Source organism: Bradyrhizobium liaoningense (assembly GCF_018130785.1).
In the GTDB taxonomy this organism is placed as follows: domain Bacteria; phylum Pseudomonadota; class Alphaproteobacteria; order Rhizobiales; family Xanthobacteraceae; genus Bradyrhizobium; species Bradyrhizobium liaoningense_A.
Genome location: NZ_JAFCJT010000004.1, coordinates 38398 through 56679, shown reverse-complemented (window position 1 = coordinate 56679; position 18282 = coordinate 38398). Strand labels below are relative to the sequence as shown.

Genomic DNA, 18282 nt, shown 5'->3' with positions numbered 1-18282 from the left:
GATGCGCTTCCTGCTGCTCTCTGCCTTGCTGCTGATCGCCTCGCCGCTGCACGCCGCGGAGCGGCTCAATGTCGTCGCCAGCTTCTCGATCCTCGCCGATTTCGTCCGCAATGTCGGCGGCGACCGCATCAATCTGACGACGCTGGTTGGCGCCGACAGCGACGTTCACGTCTATACGCCGGCGCCGGGCGATGCGAAGCGGATCGCGGAGGCAAAACTCGTCATCGTCAACGGGCTCGGGCTGGAGGGCTGGCTGCCGCGTCTGGTGCAGTCCGCAGCAAGCAAGGCGCAGGTGGTCACCGCGAGTGCCGGCATCGCACCGCTCAAGCTCGGCTCGTCCGCGGATCCGCATGCCTGGCAGTCCGTCCCCAACGCCAAGATCTACGTGAGCGACATCGCCAATGCGCTGGCCGCGGCCGACCCTGACGACGCGGAGTTCTTCCGCGCCCAGGCGAAGGCCTATCTGGACAAGCTCGAAGGGCTCGACCGCGAGGTGCGGGACGCCGTTGCCAAAATCCCACTGGGCCGGCGCAAGGTGATCTCCACCCACGACGCCTTCGGCTATTTCGCCGCCGAATACGGCGTCCAGTTCGTGGCCCCCTTGGGCGTCTCCACGGAGACCGAGCCCAGCGCGCGGGACATCGCCGCCATCATCGGCCAGATCAAGGCCCAGAAAATCCCGGCTGTTTTCCTGGAAAATATCAGCGATGACCGGCTGATCCGCCGGATCGCGGCGGAGACCGGCTCAAAAGTCGGCGGGACCCTGATTTCGGACGGTTTGACCGGCGAAAAGGGGCCTGCACCCACTTACATTGATATGGTCAGGCACAATATAAAGGCCCTGACCAGCGCGCTTGACCACTAGGGCAGGGGGCCACCCCGCCGTGCGTCGCGCGGAAAAGCCCGACCTGGAGTTGTTATGTCTGAAGTGACCTCCCCCAAAATTCCCGTGACCGTGCTGACCGGCTATCTCGGAGCCGGCAAGACCACGCTGCTCAACCGCATCCTGTCGGAAAACCACGGCAAGAAATACGCCGTCATCGTCAACGAATTCGGTGAGATCGGCATCGACAACGACCTCATCATCGGTGCCGATGAGGAAGTGTTCGAGATGAACAATGGCTGTATCTGCTGCACCGTGCGCGGCGACCTCGTGCGCATCATGGACGGCCTGATGAAGCGCAAGGGCAAGTTCGACGCCATCATCGTCGAGACCACCGGCCTTGCCGATCCCGCGCCCGTCGCCCAGACCTTCTTCGTCGACGAGGACGTGCAGAAGAACGCGCGGCTCGATGCTGTCGTCACGGTCGCCGACGCCAAATGGCTGTCCGATCGGCTCAAGGACGCGCCCGAGGCCAAGAACCAGATCGCGTTCGCCGACGTCATCGTGCTGAACAAGACCGATCTCGTCACCAAGCCGGAGCTTGCCGAGGTCGAGGCCCGCATCCGCGGCATCAACCCCTATGCCAAGCTCCACCGCACCGAGCGCTGCTCGGTTGCGCTGGCCGACGTGCTCGATCGCGGCGCCTTCGACCTCGACCGCATCCTCGACATCGAGCCTGACTTCCTGGAGGCCGACGATCATGACCACGACCACGACCACGACCATGATCATCATCACCATCACGGCCACGACCACCATCACCATGGCCACGGCCTGAAGCACTATCACGACGAGGACATGCAGTCGCTCTCGCTGAAGACCGACAAGCCGCTCGATCCCAACGTGTTCATGCCCTGGCTCCAGAACCTGGTGCAGGTCGAGGGCGGCAAGATCCTGCGCTCCAAGGGCATCCTTGCCTTCCACGACGATGATGACCGCTATGTCTTCCAGGGCGTCCACATGATGCTGGAGGGCAACCACCAGCGGAAATGGAAGGACGGCGAGCCGCGCGAGAGCCGCCTCGTCTTCATTGGCCGCGAATTGCCGGAAAAGGCCATTCGCGAGGGTTTTGAGAGCTGCATCGTCTCGTGATGAAAGAGTTTACGCCGGCCCCCGATTCCGCCTCGATCGTCTCCGTCACCGATCGCGTCAAGCCTGTTGCGCTCGGTATGGGCGTGACCTCGGTGTATTTCCTTGGGCCCCGCGCGGCCTTCGTCGGCGGCGAGGAGAACGTCGCGCTCGTCGACGCCAAGGGCGAGATCACGACAGTCGCCGTGCACAGCGGCGGCATTCTCTCGACCGCCTCCGATGGCAAGCGCCTCATCATGGGCGGCGACGACGGCAAGGTCGTCGCGCTCGACGCCAAGGGCGAGGTCACGCTGCTCGCCACCGACCCGAAGCGGCGCTGGATCGACGCGGTGGCGCTGCATCCGGACGGCGCCTTCGCCTGGTCGGCCGGCAAGACGGCGACCGTCAAGAGCGGCAAGGCCGAGGAGAAATCGCTCGAGGTGCCCTCGACCGTCGGCGGTCTTGCATTCGCGCCGAAGGGCCTGCGGCTCGCGATCGCCCATTACAACGGCGCGACGCTGTGGTTTCCCAACATGGAAGGCTCAGCCGAATTCCTGCCTTGGGCCGGCTCGCATCTCGGCGTCACCTTCAGCCCGGACAACAAATTCCTGGTCACCACGATGCACGAGGCGGCGCTGCATGGCTGGCGGCTTGCCGACAACAGGCACATGCGCATGACCGGCTATCCCGGCCGCGTCCGCTCGATGTCCTGGAGCGCCGGCGGCAAGGGGCTCGCGACCTCCGGCGCCGACACCGTGATCATCTGGCCGTTCGCCAGCAAGGACGGCCCGATGGGCAAGGAGCCCGCGATGCTCGCGCCGCTCCAGGCGCGCGTGTCCGTCGTCGCCTGCCATCCGAAGAACGACATCCTCGCCGCCGGCTACAGCGACGGCACGGTCCTGATGGTGCGGTTGGAAGACGGCGCCGAGATCCTGGTCCGCCGCAACGGCACGCCGCCCGTGGCCGCGATCGCCTGGAACGCCAAGGGCACGCTGCTGGCCTTCGCGGATGAAAATGGGGACGGCGGTCTGCTGGAGCTTTAATCTGTCATCGTTCTGACCGTATAGGGGGCCATGCGGTTTCTGACGACCTTCCAGATTGCTGATTTCGCAGACACGCTGGTCAGCCTGTTCACGGCCTTCGTGCTGGGCACGCTGATCGGGGCAGAGCGGCAGTACCGCCAGCGCACCGCGGGCCTGCGCACCAATGTGCTGGTCGCGGTCGGTGCTGCCGCGTTCGTCGATCTCGCCATGCACCTGACCGGCGCCGATGGCGCGGTCCGCGTGATCTCCTATGTCGTCTCAGGCATCGGCTTCCTCGGCGCCGGCGTCATCATGAAGCAGGGCATGGACGTCCGCGGGCTCAACACGGCCGCGACGTTGTGGGCCTCCGCCGCCGTCGGCTCCTGTGCCGGCGCCGACATGGTCGCGCAGGCGGCCGCGTTGACCGTGTTCGTCATCGCCGGCAACACCATGCTGCGGCCGCTGGTCAACGCCATCAACCGCATTCCGCTGAACGAGAAGGCCTCCGAGGCGACCTACTACTTCAAGCTCGCCGTCGCGGCCGACGCCCTGCCCGACATGCGCGACCGGCTCGTTGAAAAACTGGAGGCTGCGAAATATCCGGTGGCTGATATCGACGTGGTTGAGATCGGGGATGACATTCTCGAGGTCGTCGCAAAGCTGGTTGCGACCGCAGTCGATCCGAACGAGCTGAACGCGGTGGCGACCGATCTCCAGCACCTGCCGGGCGTGCGCCACGCCACCTGGGAAGTCAGCACCTCCGACTGAGCGCGGCGTTTTGGCGCGCGAAGGCACGGTTCCCGCCTCGTCCGCCACGGAACTGCAGTCGGGCAAGTTCGTTGATCCCGCGGATAAAGGCGGTGATCGACATGCCCGGCCCAAATGACAAGCGCAGACTGAAGCTCGACCTGATGATTGCCTGTTCGCTGTTTGCGGCAGGTGTCGTGGTCTCAGGCCTATCGCTGGCACAAATCCGCGCCGAGAGCCGGATGCAGACGGCGCAGGCGACGCCGCCGCTTCAGGGCACGCCGTCCAACGATCAGGACAAGACGCCCGCGCAGGCCAAGCCCGGTGGCGACCGGCCGACCACGCCGGCCCCCGAGCCCGCGCGCCCCGATCCGCAGACGCAGGGTGCGGCGACCAAGCCGGCACTTCCGGCGGCGCCCGCGGAGAAGATCGCGCCGCCGATCAAGGAGAAGTAGCCCGGCGGCCGGCGTATTGTGACGCGCATTTGATCTCGCCTCGGCGGCCGGCCCGTTCCATAATCTGTCGCGCCAACGACAGATGGGGCCTCCCATGAAGATCGAAGACGTCCGCCGCACCGCTTATTCGATGCCGCTCACCAATCCGTCATTCCCGCCCGGGCCATATCGCTTCTTCGACCGCGAATATTTCGTCATCACCTACAGGACCGATCCCGAAGCCCTCGCCAGCATCGTGCCGGAGCCGCTTGAGGTGGCGGAGCCGGTGGTGAAATACGAATTCATCCGCATGCCCGACTCGACCGGATTTGGCGACTACACCGAAACCGGGCAGGTGATCCCGGTCCGCCTCAAGGGCGAGGAGGGGGCCTACACCCACGCGATGTATCTGGACGACGAGGGACCGATCGCCGGCGGTCGCGAACTGTGGGGCTTTCCGAAGAAGCTTGCGCGGCCGAAGATCGAGGTCGAGAGCGACGCGCTGGTCGGCTCGCTGCATTACGGCTCAGTGCTCTGCGCCTCCGCGACAATGGGCTACAAGCACCGCAAGGTCGATCACGACACGGTGCTGAAGTCGATGGCGTCGCCGAACTTCATCCTGAAGATCATCCCGCATGTCGACGGCAGCCCGCGGATCTGCGAGCTGGTTCGCTTTCATCTCGAGGACATCACGCTGAAGGAAGCCTGGACCGGTCCCGCCGCACTCGGGCTGTTTCCCCACGCGCTCTGCGACGTCGCCCGCCTGCCGGTGCGCGAAGTGGTCTCGGCGCTGCATTTCAAGGCGGATTTGACGCTGGGGCTCGGCAGCGTCGCGTTCGACTACATGGCGAAGTAAGTCGCGAAAAAGAAAATGCCCGGCGCGAGGCCGGGCATCATGATCGATCGGGCGTGGTGCGCTCCTCACCGCACCAGAATATTCCGGAACTGCCAAGGATCGCTCGTGTCGATGTCTTCCGGGAACAGTCCCGGACGATCCGTCAGCGGCGTCCAGTCAGTGTAGAAACCCTTCACCGGGCCGAGATAGGGCAGCTGGATTTCCAGCAGGCGATCGAAATCCATCTCGTCGGCTTCGACGATGCCTTCGTTCGGATTTTCCAGCGCCCACACCATGCCGCCGAGTACGGCGGAGGTCACCTGCAGGCCAGTGGCGTTCTGGTAGGGCGCGAGCTTGCGGGTCTCCTCGATGGAGAGCTGCGAGCCGTACCAATAGGCATTGTTGTCGTGGCCGAACAGCAGCACGCCGAGTTCGTCGATGCCGTCGACGATCTCGTTCTCATCGAGGATGTGGTGCTTCTCCTGCATCTTCGCGGCGCGGCCGAACATTTCATGCAGCGACAGCACGGCATCGTCAGCCGGATGATAGGCATAGTGGCAGGTCGGCCGGTAGACCGCCGTGCCCGATGCGTCACGCACCGTGAAGTAATCGGAGATCGAGATCGACTCGTTGTGGGTGACGAGGAAGCCATATTGCGCGCCGCGGGTCGGGCACCAGGTGCGCACGCGCGTGTTGGCGCCGGGCTGCATCAGATAGATGGCGGCGCCGCAGCCGGCTTCGTGGGTATGCGCATTCTCCGGCATCCATTTTTCATGGGTGCCCCAGCCGAGTTCGGACGGCTGCACGCCTTCCGACAGGAAACCTTCCACCGACCAGGTGTTGACGAAGACGTCAGGCTCTTTCGGCGTCTTGGAGCGCTGGGTGTCGCGTTCGGCGATGTGGATGCCCTTGATCCCGGCCTGCCGCATCAGGTCCGCCCATTCGGCCTTGGTCTTCGGCTTGGGGGCGTTGAGCTTCAGATCGGCCGCGACGTTGAGCAGCGCCTGCTTGACGAAGAAGGAGACCATGCCGGGATTGGCGCCGCAGCAGGAGACGGCCGTCGTCGAGCCCGCGGGGCGCGCCTTCTTGGCGGCCAGCGTCACTTCGCGCAGGGCGTAGTTGGAGCGCGCTTCCGGGCCCTTCGACGCATCGAAGTAGAAGCCGAGCCAGGGCTCGTTGACGGTGTCGATATAGAGAGCGCCGAGCTCGTTGCAGAGCTCCATGATGTCGGTCGAGCCGGTATCGACCGAGAGGTTGACGCAAAAGCCCTGGCCGCCGCCTTCGGTGAGCAGCGGGGTCAGCAACTCGCGATAATTGTCCCTGGTCACGGCCTTCTGGATGAAGCGCACATTCTGCTTCTCGCAATGCGCCTTGCGGCCCTCGTCCTTGGGGTCGATCACGGTGATGCGCGACTTGTCGTAATCGAGATGCCGCTCGATCATCGGCAGCGTGCCTTTGCCGATGGAGCCGAAGCCGACCATGACGATGGGACCGGTGATCTTCGCGTAGATCTGCGAGGCGGGGCTCATGGGATGGTTTCTCCGGAAAGTGCTGGCGAACAGTGGGTGAGGGATGGATCAGGCGCTGCGGCGCTTGGCGGTGACTTCGATCTCGACCTTCATCTCGGGCTTGGCGAGGGCGCTAACGACCAGCAGTGTCGCAGCAGGCCTGATGTCACCGAGAACCTCGCCGCAGACGGCGAAGTGGGCATCGATGGTGCTGGCGTCGGTGACGTAGTAGGTCGCACGGACGATATCGGCCATCTCGAATCCGCCCTCCTTCAGGGCGGCTTCGATGGTCTTGAAGCAGTTGCGTGACTGGCTCGTGACATCGGCCGGCATCGTCATCGTCGTGTAGTCATAGCCGGTGGTTCCGGCGACGAAGGCGAACTCACCGTCGATCACGGCGCGGCTGTAGCCGACGGTCTTCTCGAGGGGAGAGCCGGTGGAGATCAGGCGACGGGACATGGGTTCGGCCTCGACTGAAGGGGGAATTTTGTGGGGGTTAAAGGGCGTTTCTGGGGCTCGCGCAACCCCAAAGGGTCAGCGCAGGCACGGCCGGGCGTTGCCGCTTAACGCGGCTTCAGTCGTCGCCATCATGGCAATCCCTTAAGCCGCGTGCGCCTCGAGGGCGCGAACTACCCTCCGTTTGGGCAGGGCCGCGCCGGTCGGGACGATCATCCCGGTGGCGCCATCGAGCGCGCCGTCGGTGAACTCGATCGCCAGCAGGCGATCGCGCTCGAACGGGCCGGGCAGCGACAGCCCGCCGGTCTTGTCGGGCGAGAAGCCGAAGCGGGCATAATAGGGGGCATCGCCGAGCAGGATCACGGCGGCATGCCCGCGCGCCCGGGCGGCGGCCAGCGCTTGATGCATCAGCGCGGCGCCGATCCCGAGCTCGCGAAAGGCAGGGTCCACCGCCAGCGGTCCGAGGACCAGAGCGGGTCTGCCTCCGGCGCTGACGTGCCACAGCCGCACGGTTCCCACGAGTGTCCCCTCGCGCACAGCCGACAGGGCAAGGCCTGCGGCAGGTGCACGTCCGTCGCGCAGGCGCTGGCAGGTGCGGTCATGGCGGTTTTCGCCAAAGCAGGCATCCAGCAGCGCTTCACGGGCGGCGACGTCGGCAGCACGTTCCGCACGGATCGCGAACGGAACGGCTTTCGAAGTGAGGGCGACTTGTGGCTTCCGAAAAGCAGTCATGGCGCGTCAGTCCCCGCTTGAACCGGCGCGCGAGAAGCGCGCCTGTCCAAGACGTCGTCAGAAATCGAAATGATGGGTAAGGAGCCGGCAAGCCGGCTCCCGGGTTCGTCAGGCCTCGGAAAAGAGAGGCTGCTTAGATGTGATAGGTCTTCAGCGGCGGGATGCCGTTGAACGCCACCGACGAGTAGGTCGACGTATAGGCCCCGGTGCCCTCGATCAGCAGCTTGTCGCCGATCTCGAGCGTGACGGGAAGCGGATACGGGGTCTTCTCGTACAGCACGTCGGCGCTGTCGCAGGTCGGGCCCGCGAGCACGCACGGCGTCATGTCCGCGCCGTCATGCGGGGTGCGGATGGCGTAACGGATCGACTCGTCCATCGTCTCGGCGAGACCGCCGAACTTGCCGATGTCGAGATAGACCCAGCGCACCTCGTCATCGTCGCTCTTCTTCGAGATGAGCACGACTTCGGATTCGATGATGCCGGCGTTGCCCACCATGCCGCGGCCCGGCTCGATGATGGTCTCCGGAATCTGGTTGCCGAAGTGCTTGCGTAGCGCGCGGAAGATCGAGCGGCCGTAGGTCACGACCGGCGGCACGTCCTTCAGGTACTTGGTCGGGAAGCCGCCGCCCATGTTGACCATGGTCAGGTTGATGCCGCGCTCGGCGCAGTCGCGGAATACCTGCGAGGCCATCGCCAGCGCACGGTCCCACGCCTTCACCTTGCGCTGCTGCGAGCCGACATGGAAGGAGATGCCGCACGGCTCCAGGCCCAGGCGCTTGGCAACGTCGAGCACCTCGACGGCCATCTCCGGGTCGCAGCCGAACTTGCGCGACAGCGGCCACTCGGCGCCGGCGCAGTCATAGAGGATGCGGCAGAACACCTTCGCGCCGGGAGCGGCACGGGCGATTTTCTCGACCTCGGCGGCGCAATCCACGGCGAAAAGCCGGATGCCGAGCGCGAAGGCGCGCGCGATGTCGCGCTCCTTCTTGATCGTGTTGCCGAAGGAGATGCGGTCGGGCGTGGCACCCGCGGCCAGCGCCATCTCGATCTCGGCGACCGTCGCGGTGTCGAAGCAGGAGCCCATGGAGGCGAGCAGCGCCAGCACTTCCGGCGCCGGGTTCGCCTTGACGGCGTAGAACACGCGGCTGTCGGGCAGCGCCTTGGCGAAGGTCTGGTAATTGTCGCGCACGACCTCGAGGTCGACGACGAGGCACGGCTCGGTGTCGAGGCCATCCTTGCGGCGGTTGCGCAGGAATTCCTGGATACGGTCGGTCATAGCACTCTCCCAAACGGCCCAGCGACGGGGATCCGTTCAAAAAATGACGTCGGATAAGAGCGCTCCGGCCAGATCGCGCGATGGAGGCGCGACGAGCCAAAGACTCAAACCAGACTGTGCTGCCGTGGATTGGTTGGGATTGTTCCCGCCCGCACACCTGGCAATGAAGGACAAGCCTTTTCAGTAGCCCGCGCCGGCGTTGGACCGCCGGTAGAGACCAAAAAAGCCCGATCCGTCGTTGCTTTAAGTCGCGTCCCCCGTTGAGAGCGGGGTGCGCCGGTTCGCCTCCGGCTGCCAGTCACGGTTGCAAAAAGTGAAGTCACCTTCGACATGGCATCTCTTTGAGAGAGATGCTGGACGCTCCGGGTTTGCTTCCTCGTCCGACCTTTCGGTCTTTCGACTTCCGCACTTCCGAAGAGCCCCTCGGCTTCTTCACCCCTTGGCGGCTGTCCGGCCTCTTGTCCGGATACCTACCGACTGACACACGACCACAGGCACGTGCGAAATTGGGCAAGTCCGCAAATAAGCGTTTTGACTCTGGTTCGCAAGAATTTTTTTAGGCTGAGAACAGAATTGCCTAACATCTGCTTGCGCGGTGTTGCGCGAGCGACGCGGAAGATGAACGTGCGTTAAGTTTTCAGAGCGCGCGCGTCTCCCGCGCGCGAGGAAGCGTCAGCGGCGCTTCGTGAACGGCTCGACGCGCTGAGCCGCGCGGATGAACGCGGTCATCACGAGCACGCCGAGCGCGAACAGCACAGCCTGGAGGATGTGCGTGCCCTGATCGCCGAGCCCGAACAGGATCGCGAGCGCCCAACCGCCGGCGAACGCGGCGCCGAACACTTCGGCGCCGATCAGGATGGCGGCGCTGATGACAGTGATGACGCTCGGCCAGACGATCTGACGGGAAGAGGAGGCAGGCGCGTTCATGAGCTCAGGAGTCCCTAGTCTTCGAGGGCCGCAATCTCCCCGAAAAGGCGGCCGGGAGCAAGGGCAAATGGCCCAAAAAAGCCCCATCGCGTGCTATAGCTGACCCCAACAATCGAGCCACAAAAACCGGGACTTGCGATGTCAGAACCCCGCCAAACCACGGCCCCCGAGACCAACCCGCTGCTGAAGGCCTGGGTGACGCCGTTTGCGACCCCGCCCTTCGACGAGCTCAAGCCGGAGCACTTCCTTCCGGCCTTCGAGCAGGCCTTCGCCGATCACTCCGCCGAGATCGCGGCGATCACCAACGATCCGGCGGCCGCCGACTTCGCCAACACCATCACGGCGCTGGAGCGCTCGGGCAAGCTCCTCAGCAAGGTCGCGGCGGTCTTCTACGACCTCGTCTCGGCGCATTCCAACCCGGCCATCCTGGAGATCGACAAGGAGGTCTCCTTGCGGATGGCGCGGCACTGGAATCCGATCATGATGAACGCCGTGCTGTTTGGTCGCATCGCCCATTTGCACGAGAACCGCGCCAGTCTTGGTCTTTCGCCCGAGCAGCTCCGCCTGCTGGAGCGCACCTACACCCGCTTCCACCGCTCCGGCGCCGGCCTCTCCGAGGATGCCAAGACGCGGATGGCGGAGATCAACGAGAAGCTCGCGCAACTTGGCACCAGCTTCAGCCATCATCTGCTCGGCGACGAGCAGGAGTGGTTCATGGAGTTGGGGGAGGCCGACCGCCAGGGCCTGCCCGAGAGCTTCGTTGCCGCCGCCAAGGCTGCGGCAGAAGAGCGCGGCATGGAAGGCAAGGCCATCGTCACGCTGTCGCGCTCCTCGACCGAGCCGTTCCTGAAGAGCTCGGCCAGGCGCGACCTGCGCGAGAAGGTCTACAAGGCCTTCACGGCGCGTGGCGACAACGGCAATGCCAACGACAACAACGGCACCATCGTCGAGATCCTGAAGCTGCGGGAGGAGAGCGCCAAGCTTCTGGGCTATCCGACCTTCGCCGCCTACCGGCTCGAGGATTCCATGGCCAAGACGCCGGATGCGGTGCGCGGCCTGCTGGAGCGGGTCTGGAAGCCGGCGCGGGCGCGCGCGCTCGCCGACCGCGACGAGATGCAGGCGCTGATCACGGAAGAGGGCAGCAATTTCAAGCTCGCGCCCTGGGACTGGCGCTTCTATGCCGAAAAGCTCCGCCTCCAGCGCGCCAATTTCGACGATTCCGCGATCAAGCCGTACCTCACGCTCGACCACATGATCGCCGCCGCCTTCGACTGCGCCACCCGCCTGTTCGGCATCACCTTCGAGGAGCGCAAGGACGTGCCGACCTGGCACCCGGATGTCCGGGTCTGGGAGGTGAAGGGGCCGGACGGCAAGCACAAGGCGCTGTTCTACGGCGACTACTACGCCCGGCCGTCGAAGCGCTCCGGCGCCTGGATGACCTCGCTGCGCGACCAGCAGAAGCTCGACGGCGAGATCGCGCCGCTCGTCATCAATGTCTGCAACTTCGCCAAGGGTGCGAACGGCGAGCCCTCGCTGCTCTCGCCCGACGATGCCCGGACCCTGTTCCACGAGTTCGGCCACGGCCTGCACGGCATGCTCTCCAACGTGACCTACCCGTCGCTGTCGGGGACCTCGGTGTTCACCGACTTCGTCGAGCTGCCGTCCCAGCTCTACGAGCACTGGCAGGAGCGGCCCGAGGTGCTGCAGCAGTTCGCCCGCCACTACCAGACCGGCGAGCCGCTGCCGGACGATCTGCTCCAGCGCTTCCTCGCCGCGCGAAAGTTCAACCAGGGCTTTGCCACGGTCGAGTTCGTCTCCTCGGCACTGGTCGATCTCGAATTCCACACCCAGCCGGCTTCTGCCGCGCAGGATGTCCGCGCCTTCGAGAAGAAGGAGCTGGAGAAGATCGGCATGCCCGAGGAGATCTCGCTGCGCCACCGGCCGACCCAGTTCGGCCACATCTTCTCCGGCGACCACTATGCATCTGGTTACTACAGCTACATGTGGTCGGAGGTGATGGACGCCGACGCCTTTGGCGCGTTCGAGGAGGCCGGCAACATCTTCGATCCTGAGGTCGCCAAGCGCCTGCACGACGACATCTACTCCTCGGGCGGATCGGTCGATCCGGAAGCCGCCTACGAGGCGTTCCGCGGCCGCCCGCCGGAGCCCGACGCGCTGCTCCGCCGGCGCGGCCTGCTCGACGACGCGAAGGCGGCCTGATGGGCATGCGTGCCCTGTTCGGCCTGCTGCTCGCCGCTGCGATGACGTTCGCAGCGGGCGCGGCGAGGGCGCATCCGCATGTCTGGATCACTGCGACCAGCGAGCTGCTCTATGCCGCGGACGGCACCATCACCGGCGTGCGCCACGCCTGGACCTTTGACGACATGTTCTCGGCCTATGCGGTGCAGGGGCTCGAGAGCAAGACCAAGGGGGCCTATACGCGCGACGAGCTCGGGCCGCTGGCACAGACCAACGTCGAGTCGCTGAAGGAATACGCCTACTTCACCTTCGCGCGAGCCGACGGCAAGAAGGAGCGTTTTAACGAGCCGGTCGATTACTTCCTCGACTACAAGGACACGGTGCTGACCCTGCACTTCACGCTGCCGCTGAAGAACCCGGTCAAGCCCAAGCAGCTGGTGCTCGAAGTGTTCGACCGTTCCTTCTTCATCGACTTCCAGATGGCCAAGGACAACCCGGTCAAGCTGGTCGGTGCGCCCGCCGGCTGCCAGATGAAGCTGGAGCGCCCGAGCGACGGCACCGCGAGCGCCCAGAAGCTCAACGAGCAGACCTTCATGAACGGCGAGAACTCGAATTTTGGTTTGATGTTCGCCAACAAGGTTACGGTGGATTGCCCTTGATCGGTCGTCTTCATTCCCCGCTTGTGCGCGGGCTTCTGGCCTGTGCGGCCGTGCTCCTTGTTGTGAACGTGGCGGACGCCGCGCTTCACGATCTCCTCGCGCAAAATCCGTTCGGCGCACCACGCCCGGCGCAGGCAGCGGAGCCCGAGGCCAGCGGCGTCATTGGCTGGCTCCTGGCAAAGCAGTCGGAATTCTATCGCCAGATGTCGGCGACCATCCGCGCCGCCAAATCCGACGGCTCGGCGGTGTGGACGCTGCTCTTCATCTCGTTTGCCTATGGGATTTTCCATGCCGCCGGCCCCGGCCACGGCAAGGCGGTGATCGCCTCCTATCTCGTCGCCAACCGCGAGACCGCGCGGCGCGGCATCGCGCTGTCGTTTGCCTCGGCGCTGATGCAGTCGCTGGTGGCGATCCTGATCGTCGGCATCTCGGCCTGGGTGCTGAATGCGACCGCCAAGACCATGTGCAAGGCGGAAGGCGCGATCGAGATCGCGAGCTACGGCCTGATCGCGCTGTTCGGCCTGCGCCTGGTCTGGGTCAAGGGCCGCATTTTCATCCGCGCGCTTCAGGCGGCCCAGCCGGTGCCGGCGATCGCCGGCGTGCCGCACGACCATAATCACGGCCATCACCATCATCATGATGCGCATGATCATCATGGCCACGATCATCATCACCACGATCACGGTCACGACCACGCGCACGCCCATAACCACCACGGACACGACCACGTCCATGACGAGCATTGCGGCCATTCCCACGGCCCCACGCCGAGCGAGCTTGCCGGCCCCGGCGGCTGGCGGCGCGGCTTTGCTGCGATCCTGACCGTCGGCATCCGTCCCTGCTCGGGCGCGATCCTGGTGCTGGTGTTCGCGCTCGCCCAAGGCCTGTTCTGGGCCGGCATCGCCGCGACCTTCCTGATGGGGCTCGGCACCGCGATCACGGTTGCCGCCATTGCGGTTGTCGCCGTGTCCGCCAAGGACATCGCCGCCCGCCTCAGCGCCGGGCGCGATGGCGGCGGCGCGCTGTTCATGCGCGGCATCGAGTTCGGCGCCGCCGCCCTCGTGCTGCTGTTCGGCGCCGGCCTGCTGTTCGGCTACATCGCCGCCGAACGGACGATGTGTTTCTAGTCTTCCTTCACCCTCCCCCTCCAGGGCCCCTCCAGGGGAGGGTCAGAAACTCACACCGGCAAGAACCGCTTCAGCGCCGGCATGAAGAAGATGCCGAGATTGATCGTAAAACCGACGCTCCAGAGGATCGAGCGCAGCGTCGGGCGGTTGCCGAGATAGGTCAGCACGTAGGCGATCCGCACGATCAGGAACAGCACGGCGAGCTCGTCGATCAGCCGCTGCGGCGAATCCCGGAATTCGGCAAGCAACACCGCGAAGGCGAAGAACGGAAAGGTCTCGATGCCATTCTGGTGGGCACCGAGCGCGCGCTGCGCCAGCGCATCCTCGAAGAAGGCGGGGTCGCGCGGCCGGGAATTGTCGAACGTGCGAAACCGCGTCCATTTGACCGAGACGATCGTCGCCAGATAAAGCAGCAGCGCTCCAAGGACGCAGCATTCCGCGAGTGTCATCAGCCCCTCCCCGCTGGGGTACGACCCTAGCGAAATCGAGCTCATCTTGACAAGTTCGGAGCAACGCGCGACGCAACTGATCATGACGACAATTGCTCCCATCGCTGCACCGAAGCCCACCGTCCGGTCCAGCCTGCGGCGCGTCGGCGTGCTCCTGGTCAATCTCGGCACGCCCGATACGGCCGATGCACCCGGCGTGCGGGTCTATCTCAAGGAGTTCCTCTCGGACGCCCGCGTCATCGAGGACCAGGGGCTGGTCTGGCAGCTCGTGCTCAACGGCATCATCCTGCGCAGCCGTCCCCGCACCAAGGCGCTGGACTACCGGAAGATCTGGAACAACGAGCGGAACGAGTCGCCGCTGAAGACCATCACGCGTTCCCAGAGCGACAAGCTTGCGGCGGCACTGTCGGACCGCGACCACGTCGTCGTCGACTGGGCGATGCGCTACGGCAATCCCTCGATCCAGTCGGGCATCGACGCACTGATCGCGAAGGGGTGCGACCGCATCCTCGCTGTGCCGCTCTATCCGCAATACTCCGCCTCGACCTCGGCGACGGTCTGCGACGAAGTGTTCCGCGTGCTCGCCCGCTTGCGTAACCAGCCGACGCTGCGGGTGACGCCGCCTTATTACGAGGACGATACCTATATCGAAGCGCTCGCCGTCTCGATCGAGACGCATCTGGCGACGCTGCCGTTCACGCCGGAGCTGATCGTCGCCTCCTTCCACGGCATGCCGAAATCCTATGTCGACAAGGGCGATCCCTATCAGGCCCACTGCGTCGCCACGACGGAAGCGCTGCGCCGCCGGCTCGGCATGGACGAGACAAAACTGCTGCTGACCTTCCAGTCCCGCTTCGGCAATGACGAGTGGCTCCAGCCCTATACCGACAAGACCATGGAGCGGCTCGCCAAGGAAGGCGTGCGCCGCATCGCGGTGGTGACGCCCGGCTTCGCCGCCGACTGCCTGGAGACCCTGGAGGAGATCGCGCAGGAGAATGCCGAGATCTTCAGGCATAATGGCGGCGAGCAGTTTTCCGCGATCCCCTGCCTCAACGACAGTGAGCCCGGCATGGACGTGATCCGCACCCTCGTGCTGCGCGAGCTTCAGGGCTGGATCTGATGGCGTGTCCCATGAATCGCCGCGAGACTTTGGCGCTTCTTGGGACGATCGCCGCGCTGCCGGCCTCAGTGCTGGCGCAGCAGCCGAACGCGACGCGGCGGCTCGGCGTGCTCTCGGTCACGGCCGCGGATGACGCGATCGGGCAGACGCGCAGCACCATCCTGGTCGAGGCGCTCGCCGCCCATGGCTGGAAGGAGCACGACAACCTCAGTATCGATTGGCGCAGCGGCGCCGGCGACCGGGCACGCATCGCGCGGCTCGCCGACGAACTCGTGGCGCTCAAGCCGGACATCCTGCTCGCGATCGGCACGCCCTCGGTGGAAGAGCTGCGCCAGCGCACCACGACGATCCCGATCGTGTTCGCCGTCGTCACCGATCCCGTCAGCCAGGGCTTTGTCAAAAACCTTGCCCACCCCGGCGGCAACATCACCGGCTTCACCGATTACGACGGCCCGCTGGCCGGCAAATGGCTGGAGATGCTGACGCAGGTCACGCCAAAGGTGTCCCGCGTCTCCGTCGTCTACAATCCCGCCACCGCGCCGTTCGCGCCCCTCATGCTGCGCACGATCGAGGACGCCGCACGGGCGCTTCACGTGATGGTCGAGGCAGCACCAGTTCACGACGCTGGCTCGATCGCGGCGCTGGCTTCGCGGAAAGACGGCGGCCTGCTCATCCTCCCGGACTTCTTCACCATGGCCAACCGCGCGCATCTGTTGGCGGCGATCGCCGAGGCGCGGGTCCCCGCCGTGTTCTGGAGCCGCACCTTCGTCGACGAGGGCGGGCTGATGTCCTACAGTACCGACAGTGCCGAGCAGCTCCGCCGCGCCGCCAACTATGTCGATCGCATCCTGAGGGGCGCGCAGGCGTCCGACCTCCCGGTCCAGAACCCCACCAAGTTCGAGCTCGCGATCAATCTGAAGACGGCGAGGGCGCTTGATCTCGTGATCTCACCGTCGCTGCTGGCGATCGCCAACTCCGTGGTTGAATAGCCGCGTCCCCGCTACTCTGCTTCTGGAGCAGCCCGGCATGTTCTGGCATAGTCGTGGCGGGGAGCATGCCGCGATCGGGTGATCGCGGCGGGTGGCATCAAGGGGCGGATCCAGGCCAATGCGCGGATGGGTGCTTATCGTCGTCGCGGCTTGCGGACTCGCCGGCTGCAACACGACCGGGGACGTTGCGTCGACCATGTATCCCGAGGCGGTGCGGGCTGGCGGTGCCGTCAAGAGCGATGCGGCCATCGTGCTGGTCGGAAACGGCGGCAGCGAGACGATCAACTATCTTCAGTTCGTTCACAGCGGGTTTCCCGCGATCAATGCGCGTGGGATCAGCCTCGCTCCGGACGGGTTCGTCGCCATTCCCGTCGCTGTCGGAACGACCGGGCTCGAGCTGCAAAACTACACCACGACGGGACGCCCGGGCACCTATCTGCCGAATGGTGCTTCGATGGGATTCGTGCCGGTGCACACGCCCAAGATCGATATCACCTCGTCTGGACTGTACTATGTGGCGACCGTCTTTCCGGGACAGCAACGCAATTTCGAGACAAGGCCGACGGCCGGTCAACTGGCGAAGCTGCGAAAGGAGCGCCCCGAGCTCGCCAGGCTGAAGCCGGTCAATTTCGGCTGGTCCAACTAGCGACCGATGGTGAGTCGCCGTCGTTTTTCAATGGCCGGACTCCGGCCGGGCCAAATAAATACATCTGCCGTTCTCCTTGCGAAATTATCGCGACAAACCGACGTGAATCGTGACCGCTGAACCGGTAGGGTTGCGATCCCGACCAATGACAGCGCGGGAAAGGGCTTTTCCTGCCTTGGAGGAAATATGAGCGGTTTCGATGTTTTCGCGATTGTTCTGGTGTTGCTCGTCATCGTCACGCTGGTTGCCGGCGTGAAGACGGTGCCGCAGGGCTATGACTGGACCATCGAACGGTTCGGCAAGTACACCCAGACGCTGAGCCCGGGGCTCAATCTGATCGTCCCCTATTTCGATCGCGTCGGGCGCAAGATCAACATGATGGAGCAGGTGATCGACATCCCCGAGCAGGAGGTGATCACCAAGGACAACGCCACCGTGACGGTGGACGGCGTCGCCTTCTATCAGGTGTTCGACGCCGCGAAGGCAAGCTACGAGGTCGCCAACCTCAACCAGGCGATAACGGTCCTGACCATGACCAACATCCGCTCGGTGATGGGCTCGATGGATCTCGACCAGGTGCTGTCGCATCGCGACGAGATCAACGAGCGCCTGCTGCGCGTCGTCGATGCCGCCGTCTCGCCCTGGGGCGTCAAGGTCAACCGCATCGAGATCAAGGACATCGTGCCGCCCGCCGACCTCGTCGAAGCCATGGGCCGGCAGATGAAGGCCGAGCGCGTCAAGCGCGCCGACATTCTGGCCGCCGAAGGCCAGCGCCAGTCCGAGATCCTGCGCGCCGAGGGCGCCAAGCAGGGCCAGATCCTCCAGGCCGAAGGCCGCAGGGAAGCTGCGTTCCGCGATGCCGAAGCGCGCGAACGTTCCGCGGAGGCCGAGGCCAAGGCAACCCAGATGGTCAGCGAAGCGATTTCCAAGGGTGATGTCGCCGCGCTGAACTATTTCATCGCCGACAAGTATATCAAGGCGTTCGGGCAACTGGCCGACTCGCCGAACCAGAAGGTCATCATGCTTCCGGTCGAGGCGATGAGCATGCTGGGCTCGCTCGCCGGCATCGGCGAGATTGCCAAGGCAACGTTCGGCGAAAGCGCTGCGTCCGCGGTCGCTGCCGCCCGCCGCGGCGGCTCGGTGCCGACCACTGGCAGTACGCCGCCGGCGGTGCCGCCGCGGCAAGGGTAATCAAGGCGCATGCG

General features: G+C 65.0%; 19 protein-coding genes. 13 read left to right on the top strand and 6 right to left on the bottom strand.

Annotated elements, in window-relative coordinates; all coding sequences use genetic code 11:
* The first annotated feature begins 1 nt into the window (after position 1).
* From JQ627_RS12535 to JQ627_RS12510, 6 genes are all read left to right on the top strand, one after another.
* Positions 2-865, top strand: coding sequence for a metal ABC transporter solute-binding protein, Zn/Mn family (locus JQ627_RS12535; protein ID WP_212484523.1), 864 nt, complete (start codon positions 2-4; stop codon positions 863-865).
* A 54-nt stretch (positions 866-919) separates the two neighbouring features.
* Complete coding sequence (locus JQ627_RS12530; RefSeq protein ID WP_212484522.1) at positions 920-1975, top strand: GTP-binding protein; 1056 nt, start codon at positions 920-922, stop codon at positions 1973-1975.
* A complete protein-coding gene (locus tag JQ627_RS12525) occupies positions 1975-2994 on the top strand; it encodes a WD40 repeat domain-containing protein (protein WP_212484521.1) in 1020 nt (339 codons plus the stop codon). The genes JQ627_RS12530 and JQ627_RS12525 overlap by 1 nt, the downstream gene beginning before the upstream one ends.
* A 30-nt stretch (positions 2995-3024) precedes the next feature.
* Positions 3025-3741, top strand: coding sequence for an MgtC/SapB family protein (locus tag JQ627_RS12520; protein WP_212484520.1), 717 nt, complete (start codon positions 3025-3027; stop codon positions 3739-3741).
* Positions 3742-3842: 101 nt separating this feature from the next.
* Entirely contained in the window at positions 3843-4175 is a 333-nt protein-coding gene (locus JQ627_RS12515) for a hypothetical protein (protein ID WP_212484519.1), read from the top strand.
* A gap of 94 nt (positions 4176-4269) precedes the next feature.
* The gene (locus tag JQ627_RS12510) at positions 4270-5010 is read left to right on the top strand and encodes an acetoacetate decarboxylase (protein ID WP_212484518.1); all 741 of its coding nucleotides are present in this window, start codon (positions 4270-4272) and stop codon (positions 5008-5010) included.
* Between the two features lie 65 nt (positions 5011-5075).
* Here the strand turns inward: JQ627_RS12510 and JQ627_RS12505 are convergent, their stop codons facing one another.
* The 5 genes from JQ627_RS12505 to JQ627_RS12485 all read right to left on the bottom strand — a co-directional run bounded on the left by JQ627_RS12505 (position 5076) and on the right by JQ627_RS12485 (position 9888).
* On the bottom strand, positions 5076-6518 hold the full coding sequence (locus JQ627_RS12505) for a homospermidine synthase (RefSeq protein WP_212484517.1): 1443 nt from the start codon (positions 6516-6518) through the stop codon (positions 5076-5078).
* A gap of 48 nt (positions 6519-6566) precedes the next feature.
* Entirely contained in the window at positions 6567-6956 is a 390-nt protein-coding gene (locus JQ627_RS12500; RefSeq protein ID WP_212484516.1) for a RidA family protein, read from the bottom strand.
* A 141-nt stretch (positions 6957-7097) separates the two neighbouring features.
* On the bottom strand, positions 7098-7685 hold the full coding sequence (locus JQ627_RS12495) for a GNAT family N-acetyltransferase (protein WP_212484515.1): 588 nt from the start codon (positions 7683-7685) through the stop codon (positions 7098-7100).
* A 133-nt stretch (positions 7686-7818) separates the two neighbouring features.
* The gene (locus tag JQ627_RS12490) at positions 7819-8961 is read right to left on the bottom strand and encodes a type III PLP-dependent enzyme (protein ID WP_212484514.1); all 1143 of its coding nucleotides are present in this window, start codon (positions 8959-8961) and stop codon (positions 7819-7821) included.
* A 672-nt stretch (positions 8962-9633) separates the two neighbouring features.
* Positions 9634-9888, bottom strand: coding sequence for a hypothetical protein (locus JQ627_RS12485; protein WP_028157810.1), 255 nt, complete (start codon positions 9886-9888; stop codon positions 9634-9636).
* A gap of 138 nt (positions 9889-10026) precedes the next feature.
* Between JQ627_RS12485 and JQ627_RS12480 the strand changes: the two genes are divergently transcribed.
* Genes JQ627_RS12480 through JQ627_RS12470 form a run of 3 tightly spaced genes read left to right on the top strand, consistent with a single transcriptional unit; the run spans position 10027 to position 13873 of the window.
* Positions 10027-12108 carry a M3 family metallopeptidase gene (locus tag JQ627_RS12480; RefSeq protein WP_212484513.1) on the top strand — a complete coding sequence of 694 codons (2082 nt, stop codon included), beginning with the start codon at positions 10027-10029 and terminating at the stop codon, positions 12106-12108.
* On the top strand, positions 12108-12746 hold the full coding sequence (locus JQ627_RS12475; protein WP_212484512.1) for a DUF1007 family protein: 639 nt from the start codon (positions 12108-12110) through the stop codon (positions 12744-12746). Before JQ627_RS12480 ends, JQ627_RS12475 begins: the two co-directional genes overlap by 1 nt.
* Positions 12737-13873, top strand: coding sequence for a nickel/cobalt transporter (locus JQ627_RS12470; RefSeq protein WP_212484511.1), 1137 nt, complete (start codon positions 12737-12739; stop codon positions 13871-13873). Before JQ627_RS12475 ends, JQ627_RS12470 begins: the two co-directional genes overlap by 10 nt.
* 50 nt (positions 13874-13923) lie before the next feature.
* Here the strand turns inward: JQ627_RS12470 and JQ627_RS12465 are convergent, their stop codons facing one another.
* Positions 13924-14322: an MAPEG family protein gene (locus tag JQ627_RS12465; RefSeq protein ID WP_212484510.1), complete on the bottom strand. Its 399-nt coding sequence runs from the start codon at positions 14320-14322 to the stop codon at positions 13924-13926.
* A gap of 82 nt (positions 14323-14404) precedes the next feature.
* Between JQ627_RS12465 and hemH the strand changes: the two genes are divergently transcribed.
* From hemH to JQ627_RS12445, 4 genes are all read left to right on the top strand, one after another.
* On the top strand, positions 14405-15442 hold the full coding sequence (gene hemH, locus JQ627_RS12460; protein WP_212484509.1) for a ferrochelatase: 1038 nt from the start codon (positions 14405-14407) through the stop codon (positions 15440-15442).
* Positions 15443-15453: 11 nt separating this feature from the next.
* Complete coding sequence (locus JQ627_RS12455; RefSeq protein WP_212484508.1) at positions 15454-16431, top strand: ABC transporter substrate-binding protein; 978 nt, start codon at positions 15454-15456, stop codon at positions 16429-16431.
* A 118-nt stretch (positions 16432-16549) separates the two neighbouring features.
* Positions 16550-17077 (top strand): hypothetical protein, encoded by a 528-nt coding sequence (locus JQ627_RS12450; RefSeq protein WP_249143060.1) that lies wholly within the window; start codon positions 16550-16552, stop codon positions 17075-17077.
* A 186-nt stretch (positions 17078-17263) separates the two neighbouring features.
* On the top strand, positions 17264-18268 hold the full coding sequence (locus JQ627_RS12445; RefSeq protein ID WP_212484507.1) for an SPFH domain-containing protein: 1005 nt from the start codon (positions 17264-17266) through the stop codon (positions 18266-18268).
* The last annotated feature ends 14 nt before the right edge of the window (positions 18269-18282 follow it).